This window comes from Oerskovia turbata (assembly GCF_000718325.1).
GTDB lineage: Bacteria > Actinomycetota > Actinomycetes > Actinomycetales > Cellulomonadaceae > Oerskovia > Oerskovia turbata.
On the sequence record NZ_JOFV01000001.1, the window covers coordinates 304,821 to 331,098 of the forward strand.

Here is a 26,278-nt window from a genome sequence, read left to right on the forward strand (position 1 = left end):
GTGACGGGGTCGGAGACGGTGCAGCAGCGCTCGGTGACGGAGAGCGGGTCGGGGCCGGTGGTGCTCCCGTGCACCCTGCGAGGACGGTCAACGCGACCAGGGTGCTCAGGGCGCGACGAAGCCAGGGGGCCCTCATGATCCTCCTCCTGCCAGCGCTCGTGCGTACACCGCACCGTACCGGGTCGTGTTCGCACCCCACGTCCGAGAGGTGGCGAGCGCGCGACCGCGCGTCAGCATGCCATGACGAGCCTCGTCGTCGCTGAGGATGTCCAGCACCAGGGCGGCCCACGTCTCGACGTCCCCGGCGGGTGCGAGCCGCCCGGCGTCTCCCACGGCCTCGCGCAGCGCCGGCAGGTCGCTCGCGACCACGGGTCTGCCGATCGCCATGGCCTCGACGGGCTTGAGGGGGGTGACCAGCCGTGTCACGCGGTCGTCGCGGCGTGGCACGAGGAACACGTCGAGCGCCGCCATGTGGAGGGAGGCCTGCTCGTGCGGCACGCGTCCGGGGAAGATCGCGTGCGCACCCAGACCCAGCTCGTCGGCGAGGCGCAGCAGTCCGGGCCGGGCGACTCCGTCACCCACGACGAGGGCCGTCACGTCGACGCCTCGCTGCCGCAGGAGCGCGACGGCACGCAGGATCGTGTCGTGCCCCTCGTAGCCGACGAGGCTGCTGACGGTCCCGACGACGAACGTGGCCTCGGGCAGCCCCAGCGCGGCTCGCGCGGCGGCAGGGGAAGGATGCTCGGACAGGAGCGAGGACCGCACCGCGTTCGGCACGACCGAGATCCGCTCGGCCGGCACGCCGCGCGAGACGAGCTCGTCGCGCATGGTCGCGCTCAGGGTCACGACGGCGTCCGCGGACGTCGCGAGCTCGGTCTCCTTGGCGCGGAGCAGCGCCCGCCGCTCGGAGCGCTCCGCGACCTCGCGCGCCTCGGGCGTCCCGTGCGAGGCGACCCAGGTCTCCTCGGGCAGACCGCGCACCTCGTAGACCCACGGGATCCCCAGGCGTCGAGCCGCCGTACGGGTCACGTCCCCGTTGGTCCCCGGGGTCGTGGTGTGCAGGAGGCTGGGCGCGAAGTCCTGCGCAGACCGGACGAGCAGGTCGGTCGCTTCCTCGAACCTCCGGGCGGGATCGTTCGGCAGTCCTGACGGGATCAGTCGGCGGTACGGGATCCCGTCGACGACGTCGACCCCGCGCGCACCCAACGACCCGATGGTCACCGGGTAGCCGGCACGGGTGGTGGCCGCGACCCGCATCCCCGCCTCCCGCTGGGCCGTGAGGACCGCGTGGCTGCGCAGCGTGTACCCGCTCTGGGTGTGCGGCAACGAGTTGGTGAGGTGGTGCAGCACGGCGAGCGGCGCCGTCGGGCCGGGAGAGGGGGCGCGACGCTCACGGGGCGTGACCTCCGCGCGCGGCGCGAGAGCGTCGACCTGCCCGAGCAGGCTCGCGAGGACGCGACGCTCGGCGCGCCCCGACGCCCGTGCCGCGCGCAGGCCCGCGACGTCGCCCCGCTGCCACAGGGCGCGCAGACGCGCCGGTCCCCGGGAGGCGACGGCGTCCAGGAGGTCCGCACGCCCGACGGCGACGGCCACCTCGGCGCCGATCCGCGACCGACCGCCGGACGACTCGAGGAGTCGGGACGACTCGTCGGCGGCGCCGGCGGAGTCACCCGCGAGATAGCGCGACAGAGCGTGCGGCGCCGACGGGGAGGGCGCCAGCCCCAGGGCGCGCACGGCACCGGCCCGGACCCGGGCGGGAGAGCGCCGCACCGCCTGGACCAGGAGCCAGACCGGGTCGTCGACGAGCGCGCGCGCCCCGAAGGACACCGCGAACCGGACGTTGCGCGCGAGATCCCGCACGGTCGACGAACCGCTCATCGAGTCAGGTCGTCGAGCAGGGCGAGGTACGTCGCAGCGAGCACGTCGTCGTTCGCGTGGACCGCCACCCACGCACTGGCCGCACGGCTCGCGACCGGGGCGACCCCGGACTCCGCATAGCCGGCCCACAGGTTCGCCAACGCCTCGACGTCCCCGGGCGGCACCACGTCCCCGGCCTCGAGCGAGAGGACGAGCTCGGCCGATTCTCCCGCGACGCACGCGGTGACGTGGTGCCCCGACGCCATGACCTCGTACAGCTTCGAGGGCACGGTCCACTGGAAGGGCTCCCAGTCGCGGAGCGAGACCACGAGGGTGTCCGCCCAGTCGTACAGGGCCTCGATCTCGGCGTGGGGGATCGGCGGGCCGACCGTGACCGGTGCACCCAACGAACGCGCGAGCGCCGCGAGGTGCGTCGCGTCGTTGCCAGCCCCGACGATCCGGACCTCGATCGGCAGCCCGCGCGACTCGACCAGCGCAGCGGCACGCACCACGACCTCGAGCCCTTGCGACCTGCCGAGGGTGCCGGCGTACACGACGCGGAACGGACGTCGCTCGAGGTCGGTGCCCGGCGCCACGACCGGACGGCTGACCACGGGGAACGCCGTGCCGTTGCGCACGACCGCGACGTTGCGGGCACCACGGGACCGCAGGACGTCGGCGAACGTCTCCGTCGTGGTGACCACCAGGTCGGCGCGTGCCTGCAACCGCGTGATGGCCCGGTGGGCGAGCGTCGTCGCGAAGGCGCGACCGGGACGACGCTGGGCGAGCGAACCGGTCATGATCCCGCTCGGCCGGATGAGGTCCGGCCACGCGTCGCGCATCTCGACCACCAGGGCCGCGCGGAAGAACCGTGCGAGCGCCCAGGCCGCGAACATGCTCGGGATCCCGGGCACGGTCCCGATCACGACGGTGGGCCGGTGGTGGCGTCGGCGCAGGCGCCGCAGCCCCAGCTCGATCGAGCTCACGGCGGCCACCAGGTGGTCCGCGGTCCGCGAGACCAGCGACGTCGTGTGCTCCCGGTAGCGCACCCGGATGATGCGCTCGCCGTGCGCACCGCGGGAGACCGTCCCCGGGAGCTGCTCGGTCGCGCCGGGAGCGAGCGTGCCCGACGGGTAGTGCGGAGGGGGCGTCAGGACGCTCACGTCGACGCCCGCACTGACGAACCGCGCGATCAGCGCCCCCCAACGACGCTGCGGCGCGCCGGTCTCGGGGGCGTAGTGGTGGGTCACGAGCAGGACACGATGCCCCGACGACGGCTTCCGTCGCGCGTGGAGCGCTCCCCTCGACGAGCGGCCGGTCATGTCCCCCTGGCTTCCTTCGGCAGTGCGGATGGCGTCCTGCACGACAGCGCTCGCTCGTGTTCACGAATCGGGCAAAATGACGTACGAATGTCCCACGTTCTCTCGCTAAACCTCCACACTCTATCGCCGCAGGGGATGTAGGAACCAAACCCACGTGCTGCTCACCGGGGTGAAGAGCCGTGCAAAGGGCAGGATTCCGGGCCCGAGCGCTCCCGCGGTCCCATAGGATGCAACCGTGTCTGGCAACGAGCTGCTCCCGGTCGGGACCGAATCGACCCCTGGTCCGCGCGACGTGGGTCCCGGCCGACGTCACGTCCGCCGACGCAAGAACAGGACGCGGACCGCCCTCATCGTCCTCGGCGCCCTCGTGGCCGTGATCTGCCTCGGTGGGTTCGCGGCCGTCGTCGCGTTCCGCCAGAGCCTCGACCGGAACATCGAGAAGCTCGCCGACCCGTTCGTGGACATCAAGGACCGTCCGGCCCCGGCGCCGACCAACCCCGACGTGCCCGACGAGGCCGTCAACATCCTCGTGCTCGGCTCGGACAGCCGGATCTCGGCCGGCGACCCCTCGCAGTGGCAGGCCGGTGCCCAGCGCACCGACGCGATCATGCTCGTCCATCTCCCCGCGGACAGGAAGTCGGCGCAGGTCGTCTCGTTCCCGCGCGACAGCTGGGTGCCGATCCCCGGGCACGGCGAGGCCAAGATCAACGCAGCCTTCTCCTACGGGGGTCCGGCGCTCATGATCGAGACCGTCGAACAGCTCACGGGAGTGCGGATCGACCACTTCGCACTGACCGACTTCACGTCCTTCACGACGCTCACCGACGCGCTCGGCGGTGTACTCATCCGCATCCCCGAGGACATCGGTGACGGCAAGAAGGTCCAGTTCACGGCGGGCGTGCACAACCTGTCCGGCGAGGAAGCCCTCGCCTACACGCGCCAGCGCTACGGCCTGGCCAACGGCGACTTCGGCCGCGCGCAGCGCCAGCAGAACTGGATGCGGTCGATCCTCGCCAAGGTCAACAACAACCGCAACGACGTCCCCATGATGACGTCCTTCTTCACGGCGTTCAGCGAGTCCGTGGCGGTCGACGAGGGCCTGACCATGGACCGCATCCAGGACCTCTACCTGAGCGCGCGCGGCCTGTCGACCAACGACGTCACGTTCCTCACCGCGCCGCACAACGGCACAGGACGCTCCGCCGACGGACAGTCGATCGTCGTGCTGAACCGCGACCTGCTCGACCCGCTCATGGCCTCCTTCGCGACCGACACGGCGGCCCCGTTCATCGAGCAGCACAAGGCAGAGCTTGCGGTCCTCCCGCCCACGGTGAAGTGACCGGACCCGCGGTCGCTGCCGGTACCGGCGTGCGTTCCGTCCTGATCCACGGGAGCTGCGTTACCCGTGACGCCTTCGCTCTGCCGGGTGAGTCGAGGTTCCGGCTCACCGACTACTACGCGCGCAGCTCGCTCGCGAGCGCCTTCGCCGACCACGGCCTGGAGGGCGTCGACACCACGACCCTCCCGTCGGCCTTCCAGCGGCGGATGGTCGAACAGGACCTGGGCAAGGCGTTCTGGCGGGCGATGCCCGCCGTGCAGGCCGACGTGATCGTCGTCGACCTCGTCGACGAACGGTTCGGGATCCTGGTGGACGACCGGGCCGGCGTCGGGACACCGTCGGCGGAGCTCCTGCGCGCCGGGGTCTCGCCCGACCTCCACCGGGTCGTCCCGGGGTCGATCGACTTCCTGATGGCGTGGGAGGCCGGCCGCCGTCGCTTCGTGGCGGAGGCCAGAGCGGCCGGCCTGCTGGACCGCATCGTCGTCCACCAGGCGCGCTGGGCCGAGCAGTGCGCCGACGGCACCCGTTTTGACTACAAGGCATCGGCAGACGCGAACCACCTGCTCGAGTACATGTACGGGCGGCTGCGCCTGGACCTGGCGCCGCACCAGTTCGTCCGGGTGCCCGTGCACCTCGTGGTCGGCGACCCCGACCACCGGTGGGGCCGCTCGCCCGTGCACTACGTCGAGGGGTACTACCGGTCCTTCCTGGACCTGCTCGACCGGGCGACGGCCTCGCCCCGTCAGTGAACGGGTGCCCAACGCCGTCGCCCCGCCGCCGAGCGACGGGGCGACGGTCGGCGGGCGGGGAAGGTGCGGGGTGGTGCGGGGAGGTCGGGTCAGGCTGCGGCGCCGTCGAGCACGACCAGGCCGTTCCTGAACGTCACGTCCGCGACCCGGGTGCCGGGGTGGCGGGCCTGGAGGAGGCGCTGGACGTCGAGCGCGATCCTCGCGTCGGGCAGGACGCGCACGGAACCGGCGGGCAGCCCCTTGGCCGCGACGACGGTCTCGATCCGGCTCGCGGCGAGGCCGAGGAGCTTGTGCGCGGGCAGGCCGCCCGCGTTCGCGTCCACGGAGAAGGTCGCGACGCCGTCGGTCACGTCGACCACGCGGAGCGTCGCGCGGACGGTGGGTGCGAGGCGCGTCGCGAGCTTGAGCGGCGCGGGCAGGCGCTTGACCTGGCGCGGTTCCGCGACGAGGTCGAGCGCGTCGTCGCGCCCGGAGACGGACGTGATGAAGGACGGCAGATCGCGGCCCATGAGCCCGAGGAGGTGAAGGGTCTCGGCGAGGGTGAGTTCCTGGTGCACGGCGCACACCATAGCGGACGTTCGGGACGTCTCGGGTCGCTGCCCGGGAGCGTTCTCACCCCACCCGGACCCTTTCCTTACCTAAGGTAATGAGTTAAGGTAACGATGTGCCTCCTGCGGATCAGACCTCGCCCTCGTCCCCCACGAAGGCGCAGTGTCGGCCCGCGACCCTCGGTGGCGACCTGCGCGTCGCCCTCACACGCGTCTCGCGCGCCCTGCGCTCGCAGCGCGGCGGTGCCGACCTGCCCGAGGGCCAGTTCGGCGTCCTGACCGTGCTCCACAAGCACGGCGGGATGACCCCCGGTGCGCTCGCGACCCACGAGCGCATCCGCCCGCCGTCCATGACGCGCACCGTGAACGCGCTCGTCGAGCTCGGCCTCGTCCACAAGCTCGAGCACCCCACGGACAAGCGCCAGGTCGTCGTGGCCCTCACCGAGGCCGGCGTCCTCGAGGTCAAGGAGACCCGTCGACGCCGCGACGCGTGGCTCACCCAGCAGCTGACCAGCCTGACCCCCGACGAAAGAGAGACCTTGGCCCGCGCCAGTGACCTGTTGACCCGGATCGCCGCCCGATGAGCGCGACGTTCTCCTCCCTCAAGTACTTCAACTACCGCCTGTGGTTCGGGTCCGCGCTCGTCGCGAACATCGGGACCTGGATGCAGCGCATCGCGCAGGACTGGCTCGTCCTGACCGTCCTGACGGCGAACTCCGGCGTCGCCGTCGGCGTCATCACGGCCCTGCAGTTCGCGCCCGTCCTCGCGCTGTCCGCCTGGGCGGGAGTCCTCGCGGACCGCCTCCCGCGCCGCAAGATGCTCATGGCCACGCAGGGCGCCTCGGGCGTGCTCGCGCTCGGGCTCGGCGCCCTCGTCCTGTCGGGCCACGTCGAGCTGTGGCACGTCTACGGCTTCGCGCTCGCGCTCGGGTGCGTCTCCGCGCTCGACGGACCGGTGCGTCAGACGTTCGTCGCGGAGATGGTCCCCAGCGACAAGCTGTCCAACGCGGTGGGTCTCAACAGCGCCTCGTTCAACGCGGCCCGCCTCATCGGACCGGGCGTCGCGGGCCTGCTGATCGCCGCGGTGGGCACCGGCTGGGTCTTCATCATCAACGGCGTCAGCTTCGGTGCGACCATCTTCGCGTTGTCCCGCATGCGCACGCGCGAGATGCACAGGCTGCCCAGCGCCTCCCGGGAGAAGGGGCAGATCCGCGAGGGCATCCGGTACGTGCGCGGACGCTCCGACATCATCGTCATCATGGTCGTGCTGAGCGTCGTCTCGACGTTCGGCCTCAACTTCCAGCTCACGTCGGCGATGATGGCGCGCGTCGAGTTCGGGATGGGCGCGGGGGAGTACGGCATGCTCGGGTCGATCCTCGCGATCGGGTCGCTCACCGGTGCGCTCATGGCCGCCCGGCGGGAGCGTCCGCGCGTGCGGCTCGTGATCGGCTCGGCCTTCGGCTTCGCGGTCGCGACCGGGGTCATGGCGCTCATGCCGAGCTACACGACGTTCGCGATCGCGTGCATCCCCGTGGGCTTCATGTCGCTGACCATGATGACCGCGGCCAACACGACCATCCAGATGACGACCGACCCCGTCATGCGCGGACGCGTCATGTCGCTGTACATGATCGTGTTCCTGGGAGCGACGCCCGTCGGTGCGCCCATCGTCGGCTGGATCGCCGAGGCCTACGGGCCGCGCTGGGCGATCGGGATCGGCTCCCTCACGGCGCTCCTGGTCTCCGTGGGGGCCGCGATCTGGGCCATGCGGAGCTGGCAGTTCACCGTCAGGTACCGCATGACCCGACGCCCGCACCTCGTGGTCACCTACCCGGACGGCGGGACCCCCAAGGAGCGCAACGCGCGCAGCGAGACGCGTCGCCGGCTCGGCGTGGACGACGCCGAGGACGCCGCGACGGCCGCCTGAGCGGTCAGGCCAGGGCGTCGACCACGAAGTCGATGCTGCGCGTGAGCAGCTCGACGTCCGTGGGCTCGATCGCGGGGAACATCCCGATGCGCAGCTGGTTGCGCCCGAGCTTGCGGTAGGGGAACACGTCGAGGATGCCGTTGGCACGCAGCGCGGCGATGACCCGCGTCGCGTCGATCGACTCGTCGAGGTCGATCGTCCCGACGACGGTGGACCGGTCCTCGGGGCGCGTCACGAAGGGGGTGGCCCAGTCGCGGGACTCCGCCCACCCGTACAGGGTCTGGGCCGAGGACGCGGCCCGGGCGCTCGCCCACGCGAGACCGCCCTGCTCGTTGAGCCAGTCCACCTGCTCGGCGAACGTCACGAGCGTCGCGACCGCCGGGGTGTTGAGGGTCTGGTCCTGGCGCGAGTTCGTGATCGCCGCGCCGAGCGACAGGAACTCGGGGACCCACCGGTCACCGGACTCGATCTCTTCGGCGCGCGCGACGGCGTCGGGCGACATGATCGCGACCCACAGCCCGCCGTCGGACCCGAAGACCTTCTGCGGCGCGAAGTAGTAGACGTCCGTCTCCGCGAGGTCCACCGGGAGGGCGCCCGCGCCCGACGTCGCGTCGACCAGCGTGAGCGCACCCTGCTCGCGCGATCCCGGGACGCGGCGCACGGGGGCCATGGCTCCCGTCGAGGTCTCGTTGTGGGGCCAGGCGTAGACGTCGATCCCGTCCGCGGCCTCGGGGAGGGCCACCGACCCCGGGGGAGCGGTGATCACCTGCGAGGGCGCCAGGAAGGGGGCTCGCGTGGTCGCGGTCGCGAACTTGGCGCCGAACTCGCCGAACGCCGCGTGCTGGGCGCGCTCGCGCACCAGGCACAGCGTCGCGACGTCCCAGAACGCCGACGACCCGCCGTTGCCCAGGACGACCTCGTAGCCCTCCGGGGCGTCGAAGAGGTCGGCGAGGCCGGACCGGATCCGGCCCACGAGCGACCTGACCGGTGCCTGGCGGTGAGAGGTCCCCAGCAGGGACGAGCCCGCCTCCGTGAGCGCGCGGACCTGCGCGTCGCGGACCTTGGAGGGGCCGCAGCCGAAGCGGCCGTCGCTGGGCAGCAGGTGCGGGGGGACGGTGATCTGGGTGGGCTCAGGCACGGGGCAACGATAGTCCGGCCTGGCGCGAACACCGCTCGCCGTCCACAATGTCGGTGGCTCGGACCTAAACTAGTGGTCAGCGGCCCGCCGGTGCGGCAGGTGCCCCCAAGCCCCCAAGCGACAGGAGCGCGACGTGACCGACCTGATCGACACCACCGAGATGTATCTGAAGACGATCTACGAGCTCGACGAGGAGGGGATCGTCCCTCTGCGTGCACGCATCGCGGAGCGTCTCGGCCACTCGGGTCCCACCGTCTCCCAGACGGTGGCGCGCATGGAGCGCGACGGTCTGGTCGTCGTGACGGGCGACCGTCACCTCGAGCTCACCCCCGACGGGCACGCCAAGGCGCAGCGCGTCATGCGCAAGCACCGCCTCGCGGAGCGTCTCCTGACGGACGTCATCAAGCTCGACTGGGAGTTCGTGCACGTCGAGGCCTGCCGCTGGGAGCACGTGATGAGCGAGCTCGTCGAGAAGCGCCTGATCGGCCTGCTCGACCACCCGCACTACGACCCGTACGGCAACCCCATCCCGGGCCTGTCGGAGCTGGGTGAGCAGATCCAGGAGATCGAGTACCTCGACGGCGTCGTGTCGCTGCCGTCCTACGTGGCCGCGGCCGACCGCGCGGGGCGCACCCCCGGCGAGCTGCGCGTCGTCGTGCAGCGCATCGCGGAGCCGCTCCAGACGGACACGGACCTGCTCGCGCGTCTCGCGGCCGCGGGCATCCTGCCGCGTCAGGAGGTCACGGTCACGCCGACGACGGGGTCGTTCACGGTGTCCGCGGACGGCGCGGAGACGGTCCTCGACCTGCCCGACGACGTCGCGCGCCACATCTTCGTCACGGCGCCCTGACCGGGCTCACCACGACCGACACCGCCCCCGTGCCGCCGCTCCGGCGAGGTACGGGGGCGGCGCTGTGCCGGGACGTCTCCTCCGGTCCGGCAGGGTCTGCGAGCTCGTCGTGATGGGAACGTGACATTCTCCGAGCGGTCCTGTACGGTCGGTTCTGCTTCACGGAAGACTCATTCGTCGAAGCCCTCGCGCGGAACGCCTAACCCTGTCACCGCGAGAGGAACACCACGACCCGCTGACAGGGACGGGGGACCCAAATTCGGGTACCGGCAACGGTGCCCTTGGGGTGAAGCCAGAAGGACCTCGGTCCTGACGGCCGGGTGATTCTCCCACCCGAACCCGACAGCTGACCTCGCAGGCGTCCAGGAGAGGTAACTAGTGAACGCAGTGACGAACGGCGCACGCCATCGTGCAGCACGACGCCCGCTTTCCACCCTTGCTTCGGCGGCGACGGCTTCCTCCGTCGGCCGCCGCACCGCTGTCGTCGCTGCCTCGTCGGGACTCATCGTCTCGATGCTGGGCGGGACGGCTGCCAACGCAGCACCGGTCGAGCAGGACTCGACCAAGCTCAACACCGTCGACCTGAACGCGCTCACGGCCCAGGCCCGCGCCGCGCTCGAGTCCGCGCCGGCCGTCACGGTCGCCGCCGAGGCCGGCTTCGCGATCGAGAGCGCGGCCGTCGCCGTGACCCCCGCGCCGGAGCCCGTCGTCGAGCAGGTCGTCGAGACGCGCGCCACGCAGACCCCGTCGCGCTCCAACCAGCGCACCTCGACCGCCGCGAGCACCGCGACCACCGAGAAGGCCCCGGCCGTCCAGGTCCCGGCCTCGGCCGCCGGTTCCGCGATCGTCTCGATCGCCACCCGCTACGTGGGCGTCCCCTACGTCTACGGCGGCACGTCGCCCGACGGCTTCGACTGCTCGGGCTTCACCCAGTACGTCTTTGCCCAGGCCGGCATCAGCCTGCCGCGCACCTCGAGCGCTCAGGGTGGTGTCGGCACCAAGGTGTCGGCCGCCGACGCTCAGCCTGGTGACCTCATCTGGACGCCCGGCCACATCTCGATCTACGCCGGCGACGGCATGCAGATCGACGCACCGCGCCCCGGCAAGACCATCCAGGTCCGCCAGATCTGGCAGTCGAACCCGACGTTCATCCGCGTCGCCTGAGACCACCCGGGACAGCGGAAGACCTTCCGCCGACCGGCCGAGAACCCCGTCCGTCCGCCTCGTGCGGAAGTGCGGGGTTCTCTGCGTCGGACCCGCCCCCGGCGTGCGCGCGCCGGTGTGACTTTGCCAGTTCTTTCGATAGGTTTGTCTCAGGATGGACGTTTGCCCTCGGAAGGAGACGGAACCATGACCCGTGCGGAGATCGTGCTCGTCGGCGTCGACGGATCGACCCCCAGCCTGCACGCGCTGGACTGGGCGGCCGCGTACGCCCGCCAGGTCGGTTGGCCCCTGCACATCGTGTGCTCGTACTCCCTGCCGTCCTTCACCGCGGCCTCGCTCGACGGCGGCTACGCGGCCCTGGACGACACCGCGATCCAGGAAGGGGCCAAGGCGGTCCTCGCCGAGGCCACCCAGCGTGCCGAGGCGGCAGGTGTCACGACCACCGCTGCGATCGCCACCGGGGATGCCGCCGGAGTGCTCGTCGAGCTCTCGAAGGACTACGGCCTGGTTGTGGTCGGCACGCGAGGGCGCGGCGGTTTCACCGAGCGCCTCCTGGGCACGGTGTCGTCGGCACTGCCTGCCCACTCGAGGTGCCCCACGGTCGTCGTGCCGCTCAAGAGCGGACCCGACGACAGCGCGGAGCTCCCTCCCGTCGCCCCCCTGAAGCGGATCGTGGTCGGTGTCGACGGGTCACCGTCGGCCGACATCGCGCTGCGGCACGCGATCAAGCAGGCCCGGGCCTGGGGGGCCGAGCTCGTCGCCGTGGCGGGGGTCCCCGTGGGTGCGGGCGCAGGGCTCCTCGCGTGGCTGCCCGCCTCGATCGACCACCAGCAGGTGCTCGACGACATCACCGAGGGGCTCAACGTCATCGTGAACCGCCACGAGGCCGAGAACCCCGACGTGTCGATCAAGCGCATCGTGCTGGACGGCACCGGTGCCGAGCTGCTCACGGAGTTCTCCACCGCGTCCGACCTCATCGTCGTCGGGTCGCGGGGACGCGGCGGCTTCACCGGCCTGCTCCTCGGGTCGACGAGCCAGGCCGTGCTGCACCACTCTGCGTGCCCCGTGATGGTCGTGACCAAGCGGTGCGAGGAGGACAGGACGCCCGCGGCGGACGGCCAGGCATCGGCCGGCTGAGGGCTCTTTCGCGACCTGTCAGAGCGGGCGTGACCCCACGGTCACGCCCGCTCTGACAGGTCGGAGCCATGAGGCCCCGGTCACGGGCTCAGTTGCGCGTCCGGTACAGGTGCATCGTGATCGGCGCGAAGATCGCCGTCAGCACGACCGAGGCCAGCAGGACCCACGCGATCTGGTCGAACGTCGCGGTGCCGGCCATGAGGGCCCGCACCGCCGTGGCCAGGTGGCTCACCGGGTTGATCTCGGCCCAGGCCTTGAGTCCTGAGGGCATCGTGTCGGGGTTCACGAAGATGTTCGACGCGAACGTCAACGGCATGAGGACCAGCATCGAGACACCCATCACGGCGTTGGGCGTGCGCATGACGAGGCCCAGGATCGTGAAGATCCAGCTGATCGCGAACGCGAAGACCAGCAGCAGCGCCACGGCCAGCAGGACGCCGACCACGCCGCCGTCGGGCCGGAAACCGATCGCGATACCCAGCCCGACCGTGATCGCCGACGCGATCGTGTAACGGACCGTGTCGCCCAGGAGCGCCCCGACGATCGGGGCCGGACGCCAGATGGGCAGCGAGCGGAACCGGTCGAACACGCCCTTGGTGATGTCGGTGTTGAGCGTGAAGCCCGTGTACACCGTGATGATCAGGACCGTCTGCACCAGGATGCCGGGCAGCAGGTACTGCAGGTACGTCTCCGGGTCCCCGGCGATCGCGCCGCCGAACAGGTACGTGAACATGAGCGTGAAGATGACCGGCGTCAGGGTGACGTCGAACAGCTGCTCCGGCACGTGCTTGATCTTGAGCAGCGCACGCCACGCGAACGTCAGGGTGTTCGCGAGCGGCGAGGGCCGCGTCGGGTGCTGGTCGATCGCGATCGCCGCGCGCAGGACCTGCGCCTCCGGGGTCGTGATCACCTCGGTCTGGGTCGCGGCCATCAGGCCACCTCCTCGTGGTCGCTCTGCTTGCGGTCGCTCTGCTGGTGGCCGTTCTGCTCGTCCTCGTCGGCCGGCTGGCCCGTGAGCGCCAGGAACACCTCGTCGAGGCTCGGCTGCCCCAGCGTGAACTCGGGCACCGCGATCCCTGCCTCGGCGAGGGCCGGCAGGAGCTGTGCCGCGAGGTCCGCGCCGTCGTCGGGCACGCGGGCGGAGAACGCGTACGGGTCCTGCGCGAGCACGACCTCCGCGCCGAGCACCCGCTCGACGATCTCCGCGGCCCGGCCGCGGTCGCCCGACGAGGCGAGCCGCAGGGACACCGAGCCCTCGCCGACCGAGCGCTTGAGCTCGGTCGCGGTGCCCTCGGCGATGACCTTGCCGTGGTCGATCACCGCGATGCGGTCAGCGAGCTGGTCGGCCTCCTCGAGGTACTGGGTCGTGAGCAGGACGGTCGCGCCGTCGGCCACGAGGACGCGGACGATGTCCCACACCTGGTTGCGGCTGCGGGGGTCGAGCCCGGTCGTGGGCTCGTCGAGGAACAGCACGCGCGGGCTCATGACGAGGCTCGCGGCGAGGTCGATGCGGCGGCGCATGCCGCCCGAGTACGTCTTGACGGGCCGGTTCGCGGCCTCCGCGATCCCGAAGGCCTCCATGAGGTCCAGGGCGCGCCGCTTCGCCGCGAGCGTCGAGAAGCCGTACAGGCGCGCGATGACGACGAGGTTCTCGGCGCCCGTGAGGTCCTCGTCGACCGACGCGTACTGGCCTGTGAGACCCACGAGCGAGCGGACGGCGTCGGGCTGGGTGAGGACGTCGTGGCCCAGGACGTGGGCGGTCCCGGCGTCGGGGCGCAGGAGCGTCGTGAGCATGCGGACGGCGGTGGTCTTGCCCGCGCCGTTGGGGCCCAGGACGCCGTAGACGGTGCCGGTCGGGACGGCGAGATCGATCCCGTCGACGGCCCGGGTCTCCTTGAAGTGCTTCACGAGGCCGTGGGCCTCGATCGCGAGGTCTGGTGCGCTGGTCATGCGTGCTCCCTGTGTCGTGGGTGGTGCACGGGTCTGTCCAGTGTTCGACCGTCCGGGGCGTGCGAACTCATCGGTGCTGCGGGCGGTCGGGCGAGACCTCCATCATGCGACGACGGGCGGCCGCGGACCAGGGGTCCGTGGCCGCCCGTCGGGCGCTGCACGTGTCAGAACGAGCGTGGGCCAGAGGTCACGCTCGTTCTGACACGTTCGGGGCGCTGGCTCAGGACGCCGCCTTCTCCGCCGCCGCGAGCAGGACGCACGTCGCGACGCCGTCGATCGCGACCCGGACCTCGTCGAGCGGGGGCAGGGTCGGCGCCAGGCGGATGTTGGCGTCGCGGGGGTCCTTGCCGTACGGGAACGTCGCGCCCGCGGGAGTCAGGGCGATCCCGGCCTCCTTGGCGAGCTGGACGACGCGCGCCGCGGTCCCCGGGACGACGTCGAGCGACACGAAGTACCCGCCGAGCGGCGCGGTCCACGAGGCGCCGGAGTCCGTCCCCAGGCGCTCGCGCAGGATCGTGTCGACGGCCTCGAACTTCGGGGCGATGACGTCACGGTGCCTGCGCATGTGCGCGCGCACGCCGTCGGCGTCCCCGAAGAACTGGGCGTGGCGGAGCTGGTTGACCTTGTCCGGGCCGATCGACTGGGCCGCGAGGTGCTTCTTGTACCAGGCGACGTTGGCGGGGGAGGCGCCCAGGAAGGAGACGCCCGCGCCGGGGAACGTGATCTTGGAGGTCGAGGCGTAGAGCAGCACGCGGTCGGGGTTCCCGGCCTCGGCCGCCAGGGCCAGGGCGGGCGCGGACTCGGTCTCGACGTCCGTGAGGTGGTGCACCGCGTACGCGTTGTCCCACAAGATGCGGAAGTCCGGGGCCGCGGCGGGCATCGAGACGAGTCGCTGGGCGACCTCGCGCGAGACCACGGAGCCGTCCGGGTTGGCGTAGGTCGGCACGACCCACATGCCCTTGATGGTCGGGTCGTCCGCGACGAGCGCGGCCACGGCCTCGGCGTCGGGGCCGTCGGCCGTCATGGGGACCGTGACCATCTCGATGCCGAACGCCTCGCACAGTGCGAAGTGGCGGTCGTAGCCCGGGACCGGGCACACGAACCGCACCTTCTCCTCGCGCACCCACGGGCGCTCGGAGCCCGGCAGGCCGAACAGCATCGCGAACGCGAGCGTGTCGTGCATGAGCGTGAGGCTCGCGTTGCCACCTGCGAGGAGCTGGTCGACGGGGACGTCGAGGAGCTCGGCGAAGATGCGGCGGAGCTGCGGCAGGCCGTCGAGCCCGCCGTAGTTACGCACGTCGGTGCCGTTCTCGTCGGTGACCGTTCCTGCGCCCGGAAGTGCCAGGAGGGCGTCGGAGAGGTCGAGCTGCTCGGCGGAGGGCTTGCCGCGGGTCAGGTCGAGCTTCAGGCCGAGGGACTGCAGGTCGGTGTAGGCCTGCTGCCACTCGGCGAGGCGGGTGGAGGTGTCAGAGGCAGGAGTGGTCACCCTCCGGACTCTACCGATCCGCGGCGAGCTGCGTCAGTGCGTCACGCAGAGCGGCCGTCCCGAGGTCGAGGTCTGGACGGCCGACGACGAGCGGGGGTGCCAGACGGATGGTCGAGCCGTGCGTGTCCTTGGCCAGGACGCCCCGCGCGAGCAGCGCCTCGCACAGGTCGCGGCCCGTCCCGCGGGCCGGGTCGAGGTCGATCCCGGCCCACAGCCCGACACCTCGGACGCCCGTCAGCAGACCGTCGTCGACCAGGCTCGCGAGGCGTGCGTGCAGGTGCGCCCCCAGGTCACGGGCCCGGGCCTGGTGCTCGCCCGTCTCGAGGAGGGCCACGACCGCGAGCCCCACGGCGCACGCGAGCGGGTTGCCGCCGAACGTCGACCCGTGCGTGCCGGGCGTCAGGACGCCCAGGACGTCGCTGCTCCCGACGACCGCCGACACGGGGACGACGCCGCCGCCCAGCGCCTTGCCGAGCGTCACGAGGTCCGGCTTCACGTCCCACAGCTCGCACGCGAGCGTGGTTCCCGTCCGGCCCAGGCCCGACTGGATCTCGTCCGCGATCAGCAGGACGCCGCGCTCGTCGCACACGCGGCGCAGCGTCGGCCAGTAGTCGTCGGGCGGCACGACGACGCCCGACTCTCCCTGGATCGGCTCCATGAGGACGGCCACGGTCGTCTCGTCGATCGCGTCCGCGACCGCGCGCGCGTCGCCGTAGGGCACGAGCCGGAAGCCGGGCGTGTACGGGGCGTAGCCGTCCCGCGCGTCGGGGTCGTCGGAGAACGACACGATGGTCGTGGTGCGCCCGTGGAAGTTCCCGTGCCCGACGACGATGCTCGCCCGTCCGGCCGGCACGCCCTTGACCTCGTATCCCCACCTGCGGGCGATCTTGATCGCGGTCTCGACGGCCTCGGCGCCGGTGTTCATGGGGACCATCATCGGCGCCGAGCCCGGGCCGCCGCCCGTGACGAGCGGACCGATGAGCTGGGTCAGGCGGTCCGCGAACGGGTGCAGGAGGTCGTGGTCGAACGCGCGCGAGGTCAGGGTCACGCGCCCGAGCTGCTCGGTCGCGGCCTCGATCAGGGCGGGGTGGCGGTGCCCGAAGTTCAGGGCCGAGTACCCGGCGAGCAGGTCGAGGTAGCGCCGACCGTCGACGTCGGTGACCCAGGCGCCCTCGCCCGTCGCGATCGTCACGGGCAGCGGGTGGTAGTTGTGCGCGAGGTGGTCGGCACCGGCAGCGGCAGCGGCCGTGGTCGCGGAGGCGGGGGCCGTCTGGCTCCGGGCGCTCACGAGCGGATCTCCAGCGTGCAGCACTTGGCGCCGCCGCCGCCGCGCAGGAGCTCGGACGTGTCGACCGCGACCGTCTCGTAGCCGCGCTCGGCGAGGGCGCCCGCGAAGTGGGTCGCGGCCGGGGCGTGGACGACGTGCCGCCCGTCGCTCACCGCGTTGAGGCCGAGCACCAGGGCGTCGGCCTCGGTCGCGTGGTGCGCGTCGGGGAACCGCTCGGCCAGGATCTCCTGGGACGCGGGCGAGAAGGCCGGTGGGTAGTACGCGAGGTCCACGGGCACGTCGACCGCGGCGTGCGCCGTGCCGGGGTGCGGCGGGTCGAGGGGGTGCGCGGCGCCGTCGGGCAGGGGGGTGAGGAACGGCGGCGGCGTGCCACCCGACACGACGCGCGGCGCGCCCTCGCCGCCGCGTAGCACGACGAGCGCCGTGTCGAGGTGGTAGAAGCGCGGGTCCACGAGCTCGAGCGTGACGACCTCGCGACCCCACAGGTCCGCCGCCTCCTGGTGCGCGCTGCGCTCGGTGCGGAAACCGGTCCCGGCCAGGACGACGTCGCCCGCGACGAGGAGGTCGCCCTCGCCCTCGTTGACGTGGTCGGCCGAGTGGGTGACGTACCCGCGGTCGGCGAACCACTTGAGGTAGGCCGGGCCCTCGGGCGCCCGCTCGGGGTGGCGGAACAGGGCTGAGTACACCAGGCCGTCGACGACGGTCGCGCCGTTGGCCGCGTAGACCATGTCGGGCAGGCCGGGGTCGGGGGCGATCTGTTCGACGCGGTGCCCGAGGTCGAGGTAGACGTCGCGCAGCCGCTCCCACTGGGCGACGGCGAGCGCGGTGTCGACCGGGCGGGCGCGGTCCATCCACGGGTTGATCTCGTAGCTGACCGTGAAGTACGTGGGGCGGCACATCAGGTAGTGCCGGGGGACCGGTGCGGTGGCCGGGGTGCTGGTCGTCATCTGCGCCTCTGTCTGGTCCGGAGCGGGCGTGGGACGTGCGACGGTGCGGGGTGTGCGTCGTTGCACGGTGACTGCTGGGTGACTGCTGAGTGACCGACGGCACCCGTGGTGCGAGCGCCGCGGGGCCTTCCCGTCACTGTACGACCTGGACGGTTCTCGGGAGGGCTACGCAACCCGATCGAGATCCGAGGGTTGACTATCGATACGTCAACGATATATCTTTAACGCATCGATGTGGAGAGTGCGGCACAGGCCGCCCAGCGTCGACGACCCGGATGCGAGACCGAGGACCCGTCGGAGGACCGACGGGAACCCGCCCGCACCCGCCACCCGAGCCCATCGCTCGGCACGCCCCTGCGGAGGGGCACCCACAGACACACGGACTCGTCAGGAGACACCCCATGCGTACCCCCCACCAGCACCCAGACCCTTCCCGCCCGCCCCGCGACCGCTCCGGCCGCGCAGGCGCCTTCGATCCCTTCGGGGGCCGACCCCGTCGCCGACGCGACGACTTCCCCCAGCCCGAGGGCTTCGGGTCCGACATCGGGGGCGACTTCCCCGGCGGTCCGCGCGGCGGCCGTGTCGGTGGACCTGACGGCGGCCCCCGCGGTCGTGGACACCGTGGCCCCGGTGGCCGTGTTCCCGGTGGCCGTGGACCGGGCGGTCGTGCCGGGCGCGGCGACGTCCGCGCCGCGATCCTGCTCCTCCTCGCCGAGGAGCCCATGCACGGCTACCAGGTCATCCAGGAGATCGGCGAGCGCACCTCGGGGACGTGGCGCCCGAGCCCCGGCGCGATCTACCCCGCGCTGAGCCTGCTCGAGGACGAGGGCCTCGTGACCATCACGGCCGAGGGTGGGCGCAAGCTCGCGAGCCTCACCGACGACGGCCGCACCTACGTGACCGAGCACGCCGACGAGCTCGGCACGCCCTGGCAGGATGCGGCCGACGGCGGGGTCCGCCCGGCCCGTCAGCTCCGCGGGGCGCTCCAGCAGGTCGCCGAGGCGCTCCGGCAGGTCGCCCGGTCCGGCTCGGACGAGCAGACGGCCCAGGCCGTGGCGCTCCTCGAACGCACGCGGCGCGAGCTCTACCTGATCCTCGCGGGCCCGGCCGAGACGCCGGACGCCGAGGAGCCCCCGTCCCCGGAGGCCTGACCCCACGGTGCCGAACATGCGGTTGGCGTCGGAATTCCGTCGGATTTCGACGCCAACCGCATGTTCGTCGAACGCCAACCGCATGTTCGGCACCGGGGTGCCGGGCACCGGGGCTCAGCCCCGGGCCACCATCGTGTCCAGACGGCGCAGCGACAGCCGGATCATGAGGTCCAGCACGCGGGCTGCGAACGGGGCCGTCACGGCCCGGGGCAGCGGGCCCGCGAGGTACACGTCCTCCCACCAGGTCACGGCGCACCGCGCGACGGGCTCGTGCGCTGCCGCGGCGGGCAGGTGGTGACCGGCGAGGGGGACGACGACGATCCCCGCCTCCCCGAGCAGCGCCGGCCCGAGCTTCAGGTACGTCGCGCGACCCGCCCGCCCCTCGCCACCGGGGGGCTCCCACCGCGTGATCCGCATCCGGTCGGGGAAGCCCGGCGCGCCCTGCGGGGCGAACGGTCCCGAGACCATCGTGAACTCGGCGCCGACGCCCGGACGCCAGGCGGTCGCGGGCACCGGCGACCCCTCGGGACCGTGGAAGACGCCCCGGCTGAGCGGCACCCACCGCGGGTGGGTCCGGACGTCCGCGACGAGCGCGAACGCACGCTCGGCGCCGAGCGGGAGCACGTGCGTGAGCTCGACGCGGTGCGGCCCGGCCGTGCGACCGTCCGCCGGTTCCCCGGACGCCACGGACCGGTCCCCAGACGTCACGAGGCCCTCCCGGGTCGGCGCCACCGCACGGACCGGAGGCCGCGCGGCGTGCCGTCCGTCCCCGCCGGGCCTCCGTCCGCACCGCGGGCCCGCCGTGCGGCTTCTCGTTCGGCGGCCTCGTCGACCGCCCCCGGTCCCGCACCGGGTACCGGGGCGTCGACGATGCCGAGCCGGTCGGCAGGTGCGGGGACGAGCAGCGGGGGAGCGGCGCCGTCGGGCACCTCCACGACCTCCAGCACCGGGCGGAACGCCTGGGGCGGCGGACCGAACGCCCGCCGCGTCTGGCTGATCACGGTCTTGCCGAGCGCGCGGGACCCAGCGACCCCCACGACCGCGCCCACACCGAACGGCACGAGGCGCCCGATCGCGAGCCCCCCGTGCTTGACCATCTGGGTGCGCAGGAACTTGTTCGTCAGGGCCTTGTTGACCTGCTTGAGCGTGCTCGACGGCATGCTCGTCATGAGGACCTTGCCCCACGCCATGGCGGACCCGCCGACGGCCTTCTCGACCTGTTGCGAGCCCTTGTCCCCGAGGACCGACGCGAGGAGGAGGGCGCGGCGGCGAGCGGCGTCGTCGACCTCGAAGCCGTACACGTCCGCGACCGCGAGCGAGAACGCGGCCGACGACCCGAAGTACGTCGCGACGTCGCTCGCCGTCAGCGCGATGCCCACGCCCGTGCCGACCGCCGGGAAGGCCGCTGCCGCCCCCACCGCGCCCCCGGCCGTGCCGATGACCATGAGGTACTCGCGCTCGAGGATGCCGATGATCTGCGCGGGCGACGCGTGCGGGTTGCGGCGGCGCAGCCCGTCGACGTGCGCGTGGATGACCGACGACGGGATGGTGACGGCCTTGTCGAGCGCGGCGTCGAGCAGGGGCGTGCTGCGCAGGTCGCCCCAGTCGTCGGCCGGCGCCCCCTCGGGGGCGTCCTGGACCGCCGTCAGGTGCGAGTGCGGCTGCGGCGCCGGTCGTACGCTGTCCGACGTTCCCCAGACGGCCATCTGGGCGTCGGTGTCCTTCTTCTTGCGACCCATCGGACGACTCCCTCCTGTGGCTCCTGGCGACCCCGCGACCCGTGGTCGCACGATCAGGCGGCGATCACTCGCCGACCGCACCCACGACCGGGCCGAAGGTGTGCTCCACTGTCGCACCGTTCCTGACCGTTCGCCCCACGGTGCACGTGGTCTCGATCGCGCGGTCCGCGACCTTGAGGAGACGCTCGCGCGCGTCGTCCTCGAGGCCCGTCAGGTCGATCTCGAAGTGCTCCGTGATGGCCGTGTAGCGGTCCTCGGCCATGTCCTTGGCGCCGTCGACGCGGATCGTCACCTCGTAGTCGTCGCCCAGGCGGCGTGCGAACGGCGCGTCGCTGCTCATGCCCGCGCACGCGGCCAGCGCGATCTTGAGGAGCTCGCCCGGGGTGAAGACCGCGCCCGCGCTCGCGGGGCCGATCGACACGCTCGCGCCGCGCGCGGAGAAGCCGGTGTAGGTGCGGGTGCCGGTGCGCTCGACCCACAGGGCGTCCGTGGGGGACGGCGACGACGCGGGGATCTCTTCGGCGGCTGTGGGGTTCGTCATGCTGCTGATCCTCCCATCCTCGGGGTGGTGCCGATCCGGGTGTTCGGACCGCAGGACGCCCGGTGGTCCGGAGCGCGCTGCGGTGATCGCTTTGCCTACACTCGCAACATGCCCGCGCAGCAGCCGATTCCCACGCCCTACGAGGACCTCCTCCGGCTCGTCCTGGAGACCGGGACGCACAAGTCGGACCGCACGGGGACGGGGACGCGCAGCGTGTTCGGCCACCAGATGCGCTTCGACCTGTCGCAGGGCTTCCCGCTCGTGACGACCAAGCGCGTGCACCTGAAGTCGATCGTCCACGAGCTGCTGTGGTTCCTGCGCGGTGACTCGAACGTGCGCTGGCTCCAGGAGAACGGCGTGAAGATCTGGGACGAGTGGGCCGACGAGGACGGCGAGCTCGGTCCCGTCTACGGCGTCCAGTGGCGGTCGTGGCCCACGCCCGACGGTCAGCACGTCGACCAGGTCAGCCAGGTCCTCGAGACGCTGCGCACCGACCCGGACTCGCGCCGCATGATCGTCTCGGCGTGGAACGTGGGCGAGCTCGGGGGCATGGCGCTGCCACCCTGTCACATGATGTTCCAGTTCTACGTCGCCGACGGCAGGCTCTCGTGCCAGCTCTACCAGCGCAGCGCGGACCTGTTCCTCGGCGTCCCGTTCAACATCGCCTCCTACGCGCTGCTCACGCACATGGTCGCCGCGCAGTCCGGCCTCGAGGTCGGCGACTTCGTGTGGACGGGCGGCGACTGCCACATCTACGACAACCACGTCGAGCAGGTGCGCGAGCAGCTCGGCCGTGAGGCCTACCCGGCCCCGACGCTGCGCCTGGCCCCGCGCGACTCGCTGTTCGACTACACGTACGAGGACGTCGAGGTCGTGGGCTACCAGCACCACCCGACGATCAAGGCCCCGGTGGCCGTGTGAGCCGTCCGGCGCTCGGACTGGTCTGGGCCCAGGCGCGAGACGCCGCGGGCCGCCCGGTGATCGGGGCCCGCGGCGGGATGCCGTGGCACCTGCCCGAGGACCTCGCGCACTTCCGCCGCGTCACCACGGGCCACCCGGTCCTCATGGGCCGCGTCACCTGGGACTCGCTGCCGCCGCGCTTCCGCCCCCTGCCGGGTCGCCTCAACGTGGTCGTCACGCGCCAGGAGGACTGGCAGCCCGACGGCGCCGCTCGCCCGGGCAGGAACGGCACCGGCGTCGTGGTCGCCCCGTCCGTCGAGGAGGGGCTGACGCTCGCGTCGGGCGCCGCCGAGGAGTCGGGTTCGGGGCAGGTCTGGGTCATGGGCGGCGCGCAGGTGTACGCCGCGACGTTGCCCTTCGCGGACCGCTGCGTCGTCACGGAGATCGACCTCGTGGTTGACGGCGACGCGTTCGCGCCCGCGCTCGCTGCCGGTCCGGACGGTGACTGGGCGCTCGCGGTCTCACCGGGTGGCCCGGGCGGTGCGGGGGCGGTCCCCGACGGGTGGCAGACCTCGGCCGACGGGGTCCGGTTCCGGTTCCTCACGTACGAGCGGCGGCGCTGACCCGGTCCGCCCGGGCCGCGTCCTCGCCTGCGGGTGCGCTTCCGGGCGCGGGGGTCGATCCTTGTCGTGCACCGCGACCTGCGACCCCGGAGGCCCCGCATGACGACCGAGACCACGCTCGCCGAGTCCTTCGACGGACGCCGCTTCACGTACCGGCTCCCGAGGGGGTCGAGCATCGGGCCGGGGGACTTCGTGACGATCAGGGTCGCGCTGCCCGAGGCGGCCGAGCACCCCGGCGGCGCCCTGGTGATGGGGCAGGTCCTGACGCGTGCGACCAAGGCGGGCGACGCCGTCGGGCACGGGCGGGTCCTCGGGGAGCTGCGACCGGACGGCACGGTGGTCGCGTCCGGGGGCGACCCGTTCACGTCGCACGACCTCACGCCCGCCGGCGCAGGGGTGCTCGAGGCGCTCCAGGCGCGCGAGCGCGCGACCCTGCGCATCGGCGAGCTGCACCACAGCCGCGGGAAGGTGGACGCCCTGCTCCAGCCTCACCGCTTCAACCGGCACACGTTCCTGTGCGGGCAGTCGGGCTCGGGCAAGACGTACGCGCTCGGTGTGCTCCTCGAACAGCTCCTCATCGACACCGACCTGCCCATGGTCATCCTCGACCCGAACTCCGACTTCGTGCGGATCAGCGAGCTGCTCGAGTCCGCGTCGCCCGACGACGCCGCGCGCCTGCGCGGGCTCGACGTGCGCGTCCTGCGCAACGACGGCGACCACCATCCCGTGACGGCCCGGTTGACCGCGATGGAGGCCGCGAGCCAGGCCGCGGTCCTCCAGCTCGACCCGCTGACGGACCGCGGCGAGTACAACACGTTCCTGCGGATGCTCGAGAGCGCGATCGGTCCCGACGGCATGGTCGAGGAGGCCCGGGCGGCGATGAAGGAGACCGGGCCGGCCGCCGGGGCCGTGCTCGACCCGCACACGATCGCGACGGCGCTCCGGGACACGGGGGAGTCCGACGCCCTCGCGCTCGCGCAGCGCGTCGAGAACCTCGGGGTCCTCGACTGGGACGTGTGGGCGGGCGTCGGGCAGTCGGTCAGCGAGGTGCTCGACGAGGGGCCGCGCGCGGTCGTGGTCGACCTGGGCAGTCTCCACACGCACGAGGAGCAGCTCGCGGTCTCGCTCGCGCTGCTCGACCACCTGTGGGCGGGCCGGGCCGAGCGCAAGCCGCGCCTGATCGTGATCGACGAGGCGCACAACGTGGTCTCGGCCGAGCCCGCGACCCAGCTGCAACGGCTCACGACCGAGCGCGTGGTCCAGATCGCCGCCGAGGGGCGCAAGTTCGGGCTGTGGCTGCTGCTCTCGACGCAGCGGCCCTCCAAGATCCACCCCAACGTGCTCTCGCAGTGCGACAACGTGATCGTCATGCGCATGAGCTCGCCCGCCGACCTGGCCGAGCTCGAGGCCGTCTACGGCTTCGCGCCGCCCGAGCTCCTCGCGGCCACGCCGTTCTTCCGGCAGGGCGAGGCGCTCGTCGCGGGAGGGTTCGTGCCTGCCCCGGCGATCATCCAGATGGGAGCGCGGCGAACGGTCGAGGGCGGCTCGGACGTGCCGGTGCCGATGCCTGGCTGACGGGGCGCCGCACCCCCGGCAGCCGTGCGACGACCGTGAGCCCACCGCCCTCGCGCGGCTCGGCCGAGACCTGGCCGCCGTGCGCGGTCGCGACCGAGCGGACGATCGACAGCCCAAGCCCCACGCCGCCGCGCACGTAGCCGCCGCGGCGGTCGGCCACGGCGCCGTCGCGTCCGAGCCGCCGGAACGGCTCGAACAGTGCCTCGACCTCGTAGGAGGGCACGACGGGTCCCGTGTTGGAGACCGCGACCTCGACCGAGCCGTCCGGTCCGGGGCGCGTCGCGACGGCCACGCGGCCGCCCGGCTCGTTGTAGCGCACGGCGTTGTCGACGAGGTTCTGGACGAGGCGTTCGAGCAGGACCGCGTCGCCCTGCGTCGGGGTCGGCTCGGTGTCGAGGTGCAGGTCGACACCGGCGTCACGAGCCGCGGTCCCGGCGGTCGCGACGGCCTGCGCGGCGACCTCGGCGAGGTCGACGGGCTCGGTGACGAGCGGCGCCTGGTCCACGGCGGCGAGCGTCAGCAGGCCTTCGATGAGGCGCTCCTGGCGTGCGTTGACGGCGAGCAGCGTCGACCCGAGGTGGCGTGCGTCGTCGTGCGTGCCGGGGTCGTCGAGGGCGACCTCGAGGACGGTGCGGGTGATCGTCAGCGGGGTGCGCAGCTCGTGCGACGCGTTGGACACGAACCGTCGCTGGCCGTCGAAGGCCCGGTCGAGGCGTTCGAGCATCTGGTCGAACGTGTCGGCCAGGTCCTTGAGCTCGTCGTCGGGCCCGGTGTGCGCGATGCGCTCGTGCAGGTTGTCGTCGGCGACGCGGCGGGCCGTGGCCGTGATCCGGTGCAGCGGGGCGAGGACGCGGGACGACATGACCCACCCGAAGCCGACCGCGAGGACCCCGATCCCGAGGAGCGCGAGGATCGACCACGTGAGGACGTTGCGCAGCGTCGCGTCGCGGGCCTCCTGGTTGTTGATCTCGACGACCTTGCGCAGGTCCGCGAACGGGTCGGACGTGGACGAGAGGGTCATGGCGGGGTCGACCGTCTCCGCGTGCAGCGGGAGGGCTCGCCCCTCGATCAGCGCGGCCGTCGACGACGTGTCGAGGGTCGAGTACGTCCCGGGGGCGGACGCCTCGACCGCGCCCACCGCGACACCGACCGAGTCGACCGGCTGCCGGTCGATGGCCGCCGCGAGAAGCACGTACAGGACCGCGATGAGCACGGCTCCTGCGACGACGAACGCCGCGGCGTAGACGGCGGTGAGGCGGGCCCGCAGGGTCGGGCGCAGCGCGGGGCGGGGGAGCCTCACGGGACCCGGTACCCGACGCCCGTGACGGTCTCGACGAGCGACGCGTCCTCGAGCTTGCGTCGCAGCTGCTTGATGGTGAAGCGCACGACGCCCGTGAAGGGGTCGATGTTCTCGTCCCACACCTTCTCGAGCAGGTGCTCGGCCGAGACGGGCCGGCCGTCGGCGCGCAGCAGCTCCTCCAGGACGCCGAACTCCTTGCGCGACAGGTGCACGAAGCGCCCCTCCCGGTAGACCTCGTGCCGGCTCGTGTCGAGGCGCAGGCCCGAGCGTTCGAGCACGGGCGGCGCCGCCGGGCGGGCCCGGCGTCCCAGGGCCCGGACGCGGGCGCTCAGCTCGGCGAACGCGAACGGCTTGACGAGGTAGTCGTCGGCGCCGAGGTCGAGCCCGGTCACCCGGTCCAGCACTCCGCCCGACGCCGTGAGCATGAGGACGCGCGAGTCCCCGTCCGAGGCCACGATCGCCCGGCACACGTCGTCGCCGTGGACGCCGGGCAGGTCCCGGTCGAGCACGACGACGTCGTACGCGTTCAGGTCGATCCGCGCCAACGCCTCGTGCCCGTCGAGCGCGACGTCGACCGCCATCGCGAGGCGTCGCAGGCCCGTCGCGACGGCCTGCGCGATGAGCTCCTCGTCCTCCACCACCAGTACTCGCACACCCAGGAGCATGCCGGTGGGCGCTGTGAGATCTCTGTGAGGTCGCGGCTCACGAGGGCCTCACAGGGGGTCGGGTGGACTGCTCCTGAACCCG

Annotated in this window: 25 protein-coding genes and 1 riboswitch; of the genes, 11 read left to right on the forward strand and 14 right to left on the reverse strand. The window is 72.5% G+C overall.

Annotated features, from left to right (window positions below; all coding sequences use genetic code 11):
- Positions 1-132: 132 nt before the first annotated feature.
- Both IE95_RS0101320 and IE95_RS0101325 read right to left on the reverse strand, forming a co-directional pair.
- Positions 133-1,878 carry a glycosyltransferase family 4 protein gene (locus tag IE95_RS0101320; protein WP_036570305.1) on the reverse strand — a complete coding sequence of 582 codons (1,746 nt, stop codon included), beginning with the start codon at positions 1,876-1,878 and terminating at the stop codon, positions 133-135.
- A complete protein-coding gene (locus tag IE95_RS0101325; protein WP_051702558.1) occupies positions 1,875-3,179 on the reverse strand; it encodes a glycosyltransferase family 4 protein in 1,305 nt (434 codons plus the stop codon). Before IE95_RS0101325 ends, IE95_RS0101320 begins: the two co-directional genes overlap by 4 nt.
- A gap of 235 nt (positions 3,180-3,414) precedes the next feature.
- Between IE95_RS0101325 and IE95_RS0101330 the strand changes: the two genes are divergently transcribed.
- Both IE95_RS0101330 and IE95_RS0101335 read left to right on the forward strand, forming a co-directional pair.
- A complete protein-coding gene (locus tag IE95_RS0101330; protein ID WP_240666199.1) occupies positions 3,415-4,518 on the forward strand; it encodes an LCP family protein in 1,104 nt (367 codons plus the stop codon).
- Between the two features lie 29 nt (positions 4,519-4,547).
- A complete protein-coding gene (locus IE95_RS0101335; protein WP_129429442.1) occupies positions 4,548-5,267 on the forward strand; it encodes a DUF6270 domain-containing protein in 720 nt (239 codons plus the stop codon).
- Positions 5,268-5,356: 89 nt separating this feature from the next.
- On the opposite strand, the gene IE95_RS0101340 is transcribed toward IE95_RS0101335, so the two are convergent.
- Positions 5,357-5,824 (reverse strand): hypothetical protein, encoded by a 468-nt coding sequence (locus tag IE95_RS0101340; RefSeq protein ID WP_129429441.1) that lies wholly within the window; start codon positions 5,822-5,824, stop codon positions 5,357-5,359.
- Positions 5,825-5,931: 107 nt separating this feature from the next.
- On the opposite strand from IE95_RS0101340, the gene IE95_RS0101345 reads away from it, so the two are divergent.
- Positions 5,932-6,399: a MarR family winged helix-turn-helix transcriptional regulator gene (locus tag IE95_RS0101345; protein WP_030144168.1), complete on the forward strand. Its 468-nt coding sequence runs from the start codon at positions 5,932-5,934 to the stop codon at positions 6,397-6,399.
- Entirely contained in the window at positions 6,396-7,742 is a 1,347-nt protein-coding gene (locus IE95_RS0101350) for an MFS transporter (RefSeq protein ID WP_030144169.1), read from the forward strand. The genes IE95_RS0101345 and IE95_RS0101350 overlap by 4 nt, the downstream gene beginning before the upstream one ends.
- 4 nt (positions 7,743-7,746) lie before the next feature.
- On the opposite strand, the gene serC is transcribed toward IE95_RS0101350, so the two are convergent.
- Positions 7,747-8,880, reverse strand: coding sequence for a phosphoserine transaminase (serC, locus tag IE95_RS0101355; RefSeq protein WP_030144170.1), 1,134 nt, complete (start codon positions 8,878-8,880; stop codon positions 7,747-7,749).
- Between the two features lie 133 nt (positions 8,881-9,013).
- Here serC and IE95_RS0101360 point away from each other — a divergent pair, with 133 nt between their 5' ends.
- From IE95_RS0101360 to IE95_RS0101370, 3 genes are all read left to right on the forward strand, one after another.
- Positions 9,014-9,730 carry an iron-dependent transcriptional repressor DtxR gene (locus IE95_RS0101360; RefSeq protein WP_030144171.1) on the forward strand — a complete coding sequence of 239 codons (717 nt, stop codon included), beginning with the start codon at positions 9,014-9,016 and terminating at the stop codon, positions 9,728-9,730.
- 213 nt (positions 9,731-9,943) lie between these two features.
- Positions 9,944-10,106: riboswitch (cyclic di-AMP (ydaO/yuaA leader) on the forward strand.
- A 137-nt stretch (positions 10,107-10,243) separates the two neighbouring features.
- A complete protein-coding gene (locus IE95_RS0101365) occupies positions 10,244-10,894 on the forward strand; it encodes a C40 family peptidase (protein WP_240666200.1) in 651 nt (216 codons plus the stop codon).
- Between the two features lie 186 nt (positions 10,895-11,080).
- Positions 11,081-12,031, forward strand: a complete 951-nt coding sequence (locus IE95_RS0101370) for a universal stress protein (RefSeq protein WP_030144173.1) — start codon at positions 11,081-11,083, stop codon at positions 12,029-12,031.
- 88 nt (positions 12,032-12,119) lie between these two features.
- Here IE95_RS0101370 and IE95_RS0101375 read toward each other — a convergent pair whose 3' ends face one another.
- The 5 genes from IE95_RS0101375 to IE95_RS20790 all read right to left on the reverse strand — a co-directional run bounded on the left by IE95_RS0101375 (position 12,120) and on the right by IE95_RS20790 (position 17,702).
- Positions 12,120-12,962 carry an ABC transporter permease gene (locus tag IE95_RS0101375; protein WP_030144174.1) on the reverse strand — a complete coding sequence of 281 codons (843 nt, stop codon included), beginning with the start codon at positions 12,960-12,962 and terminating at the stop codon, positions 12,120-12,122.
- Positions 12,962-13,981, reverse strand: a complete 1,020-nt coding sequence (locus IE95_RS0101380) for a daunorubicin resistance protein DrrA family ABC transporter ATP-binding protein (RefSeq protein WP_030144175.1) — start codon at positions 13,979-13,981, stop codon at positions 12,962-12,964. Before IE95_RS0101380 ends, IE95_RS0101375 begins: the two co-directional genes overlap by 1 nt.
- Positions 13,982-14,201: 220 nt before the next feature.
- Positions 14,202-15,467: an aspartate aminotransferase type Ic gene (locus IE95_RS0101385; protein WP_030144176.1), complete on the reverse strand. Its 1,266-nt coding sequence runs from the start codon at positions 15,465-15,467 to the stop codon at positions 14,202-14,204.
- Between the two features lie 10 nt (positions 15,468-15,477).
- Positions 15,478-16,755, reverse strand: a complete 1,278-nt coding sequence (gene rocD / locus IE95_RS0101390) for an ornithine--oxo-acid transaminase (protein WP_030144177.1) — start codon at positions 16,753-16,755, stop codon at positions 15,478-15,480.
- Positions 16,752-17,702, reverse strand: a complete 951-nt coding sequence (locus tag IE95_RS20790; RefSeq protein ID WP_030144178.1) for a dimethylarginine dimethylaminohydrolase family protein — start codon at positions 17,700-17,702, stop codon at positions 16,752-16,754. The genes rocD and IE95_RS20790 overlap by 4 nt, the downstream gene beginning before the upstream one ends.
- A 401-nt stretch (positions 17,703-18,103) precedes the next feature.
- On the opposite strand from IE95_RS20790, the gene IE95_RS0101400 reads away from it, so the two are divergent.
- Positions 18,104-18,853: a PadR family transcriptional regulator gene (locus tag IE95_RS0101400; RefSeq protein ID WP_030144179.1), complete on the forward strand. Its 750-nt coding sequence runs from the start codon at positions 18,104-18,106 to the stop codon at positions 18,851-18,853.
- Between the two features lie 114 nt (positions 18,854-18,967).
- On the opposite strand, the gene IE95_RS0101405 is transcribed toward IE95_RS0101400, so the two are convergent.
- The 3 genes from IE95_RS0101405 to IE95_RS0101415 form a co-directional block, all read right to left on the reverse strand.
- Positions 18,968-19,561, reverse strand: a complete 594-nt coding sequence (locus IE95_RS0101405; RefSeq protein ID WP_164984107.1) for an SRPBCC family protein — start codon at positions 19,559-19,561, stop codon at positions 18,968-18,970.
- Positions 19,558-20,592, reverse strand: coding sequence for a hypothetical protein (locus IE95_RS0101410; RefSeq protein WP_206053276.1), 1,035 nt, complete (start codon positions 20,590-20,592; stop codon positions 19,558-19,560). The genes IE95_RS0101405 and IE95_RS0101410 overlap by 4 nt, the downstream gene beginning before the upstream one ends.
- A 64-nt stretch (positions 20,593-20,656) precedes the next feature.
- Positions 20,657-21,133 (reverse strand): OsmC family protein, encoded by a 477-nt coding sequence (locus tag IE95_RS0101415; protein ID WP_051702559.1) that lies wholly within the window; start codon positions 21,131-21,133, stop codon positions 20,657-20,659.
- A 108-nt stretch (positions 21,134-21,241) separates the two neighbouring features.
- On the opposite strand from IE95_RS0101415, the gene IE95_RS0101420 reads away from it, so the two are divergent.
- The 3 genes from IE95_RS0101420 to IE95_RS0101430 all read left to right on the forward strand — a co-directional run bounded on the left by IE95_RS0101420 (position 21,242) and on the right by IE95_RS0101430 (position 24,231).
- Positions 21,242-22,054, forward strand: coding sequence for a thymidylate synthase (locus IE95_RS0101420; RefSeq protein WP_030144183.1), 813 nt, complete (start codon positions 21,242-21,244; stop codon positions 22,052-22,054).
- Complete coding sequence (locus IE95_RS0101425; RefSeq protein WP_036570310.1) at positions 22,051-22,656, forward strand: dihydrofolate reductase; 606 nt, start codon at positions 22,051-22,053, stop codon at positions 22,654-22,656. The genes IE95_RS0101420 and IE95_RS0101425 overlap by 4 nt, the downstream gene beginning before the upstream one ends.
- A 99-nt stretch (positions 22,657-22,755) precedes the next feature.
- Positions 22,756-24,231 (forward strand): ATP-binding protein, encoded by a 1,476-nt coding sequence (locus IE95_RS0101430; protein WP_240666201.1) that lies wholly within the window; start codon positions 22,756-22,758, stop codon positions 24,229-24,231.
- Here IE95_RS0101430 and IE95_RS0101435 read toward each other — a convergent pair.
- Positions 24,164-25,531, reverse strand: a complete 1,368-nt coding sequence (locus IE95_RS0101435; protein ID WP_051702560.1) for a sensor histidine kinase — start codon at positions 25,529-25,531, stop codon at positions 24,164-24,166. The two genes, IE95_RS0101430 and IE95_RS0101435, sit on opposite strands and share 68 nt — an antisense overlap.
- Entirely contained in the window at positions 25,528-26,184 is a 657-nt protein-coding gene (locus tag IE95_RS0101440) for a response regulator transcription factor (protein WP_030144187.1), read from the reverse strand. The genes IE95_RS0101435 and IE95_RS0101440 overlap by 4 nt, the downstream gene beginning before the upstream one ends.
- Positions 26,185-26,278: the final 94 nt, after the last annotated feature.

Bases quoted from the DNA above. Each gene is read 5' to 3' on its own strand.
- IE95_RS0101350 (WP_030144169.1), top strand. From the start codon at position 6,396: ATGAGCGCGACGTTCTCCTCCCTCAAGTACTTCAACTACCGCCTGTGG.
- IE95_RS0101370 (WP_030144173.1), top strand. From the start codon at position 11,081: ATGACCCGTGCGGAGATCGTGCTCGTCGGCGTCGACGGATCGACCCCC.
- IE95_RS20790 (WP_030144178.1), bottom strand. From the start codon at position 17,702: ATGACGACCAGCACCCCGGCCACCGCACCGGTCCCCCGGCACTACCTG.
- IE95_RS0101410 (WP_206053276.1), bottom strand. From the start codon at position 20,592: ATGGGTCGCAAGAAGAAGGACACCGACGCCCAGATGGCCGTCTGGGGA.
- IE95_RS0101400 (WP_030144179.1), top strand. From the start codon at position 18,104: ATGCGTACCCCCCACCAGCACCCAGACCCTTCCCGCCCGCCCCGCGAC.
- IE95_RS0101380 (WP_030144175.1), bottom strand. From the start codon at position 13,981: ATGACCAGCGCACCAGACCTCGCGATCGAGGCCCACGGCCTCGTGAAG.
- IE95_RS0101320 (WP_036570305.1), bottom strand. From the start codon at position 1,878: ATGAGCGGTTCGTCGACCGTGCGGGATCTCGCGCGCAACGTCCGGTTC.
- IE95_RS0101365 (WP_240666200.1), top strand. From the start codon at position 10,244: ATGCTGGGCGGGACGGCTGCCAACGCAGCACCGGTCGAGCAGGACTCG.
- IE95_RS0101420 (WP_030144183.1), top strand. From the start codon at position 21,242: ATGCCCGCGCAGCAGCCGATTCCCACGCCCTACGAGGACCTCCTCCGG.
- IE95_RS0101325 (WP_051702558.1), bottom strand. From the start codon at position 3,179: ATGACCGGCCGCTCGTCGAGGGGAGCGCTCCACGCGCGACGGAAGCCG.
- IE95_RS0101430 (WP_240666201.1), top strand. From the start codon at position 22,756: ATGACGACCGAGACCACGCTCGCCGAGTCCTTCGACGGACGCCGCTTC.
- IE95_RS0101415 (WP_051702559.1), bottom strand. From the start codon at position 21,133: ATGACGAACCCCACAGCCGCCGAAGAGATCCCCGCGTCGTCGCCGTCC.
- IE95_RS0101375 (WP_030144174.1), bottom strand. From the start codon at position 12,962: ATGGCCGCGACCCAGACCGAGGTGATCACGACCCCGGAGGCGCAGGTC.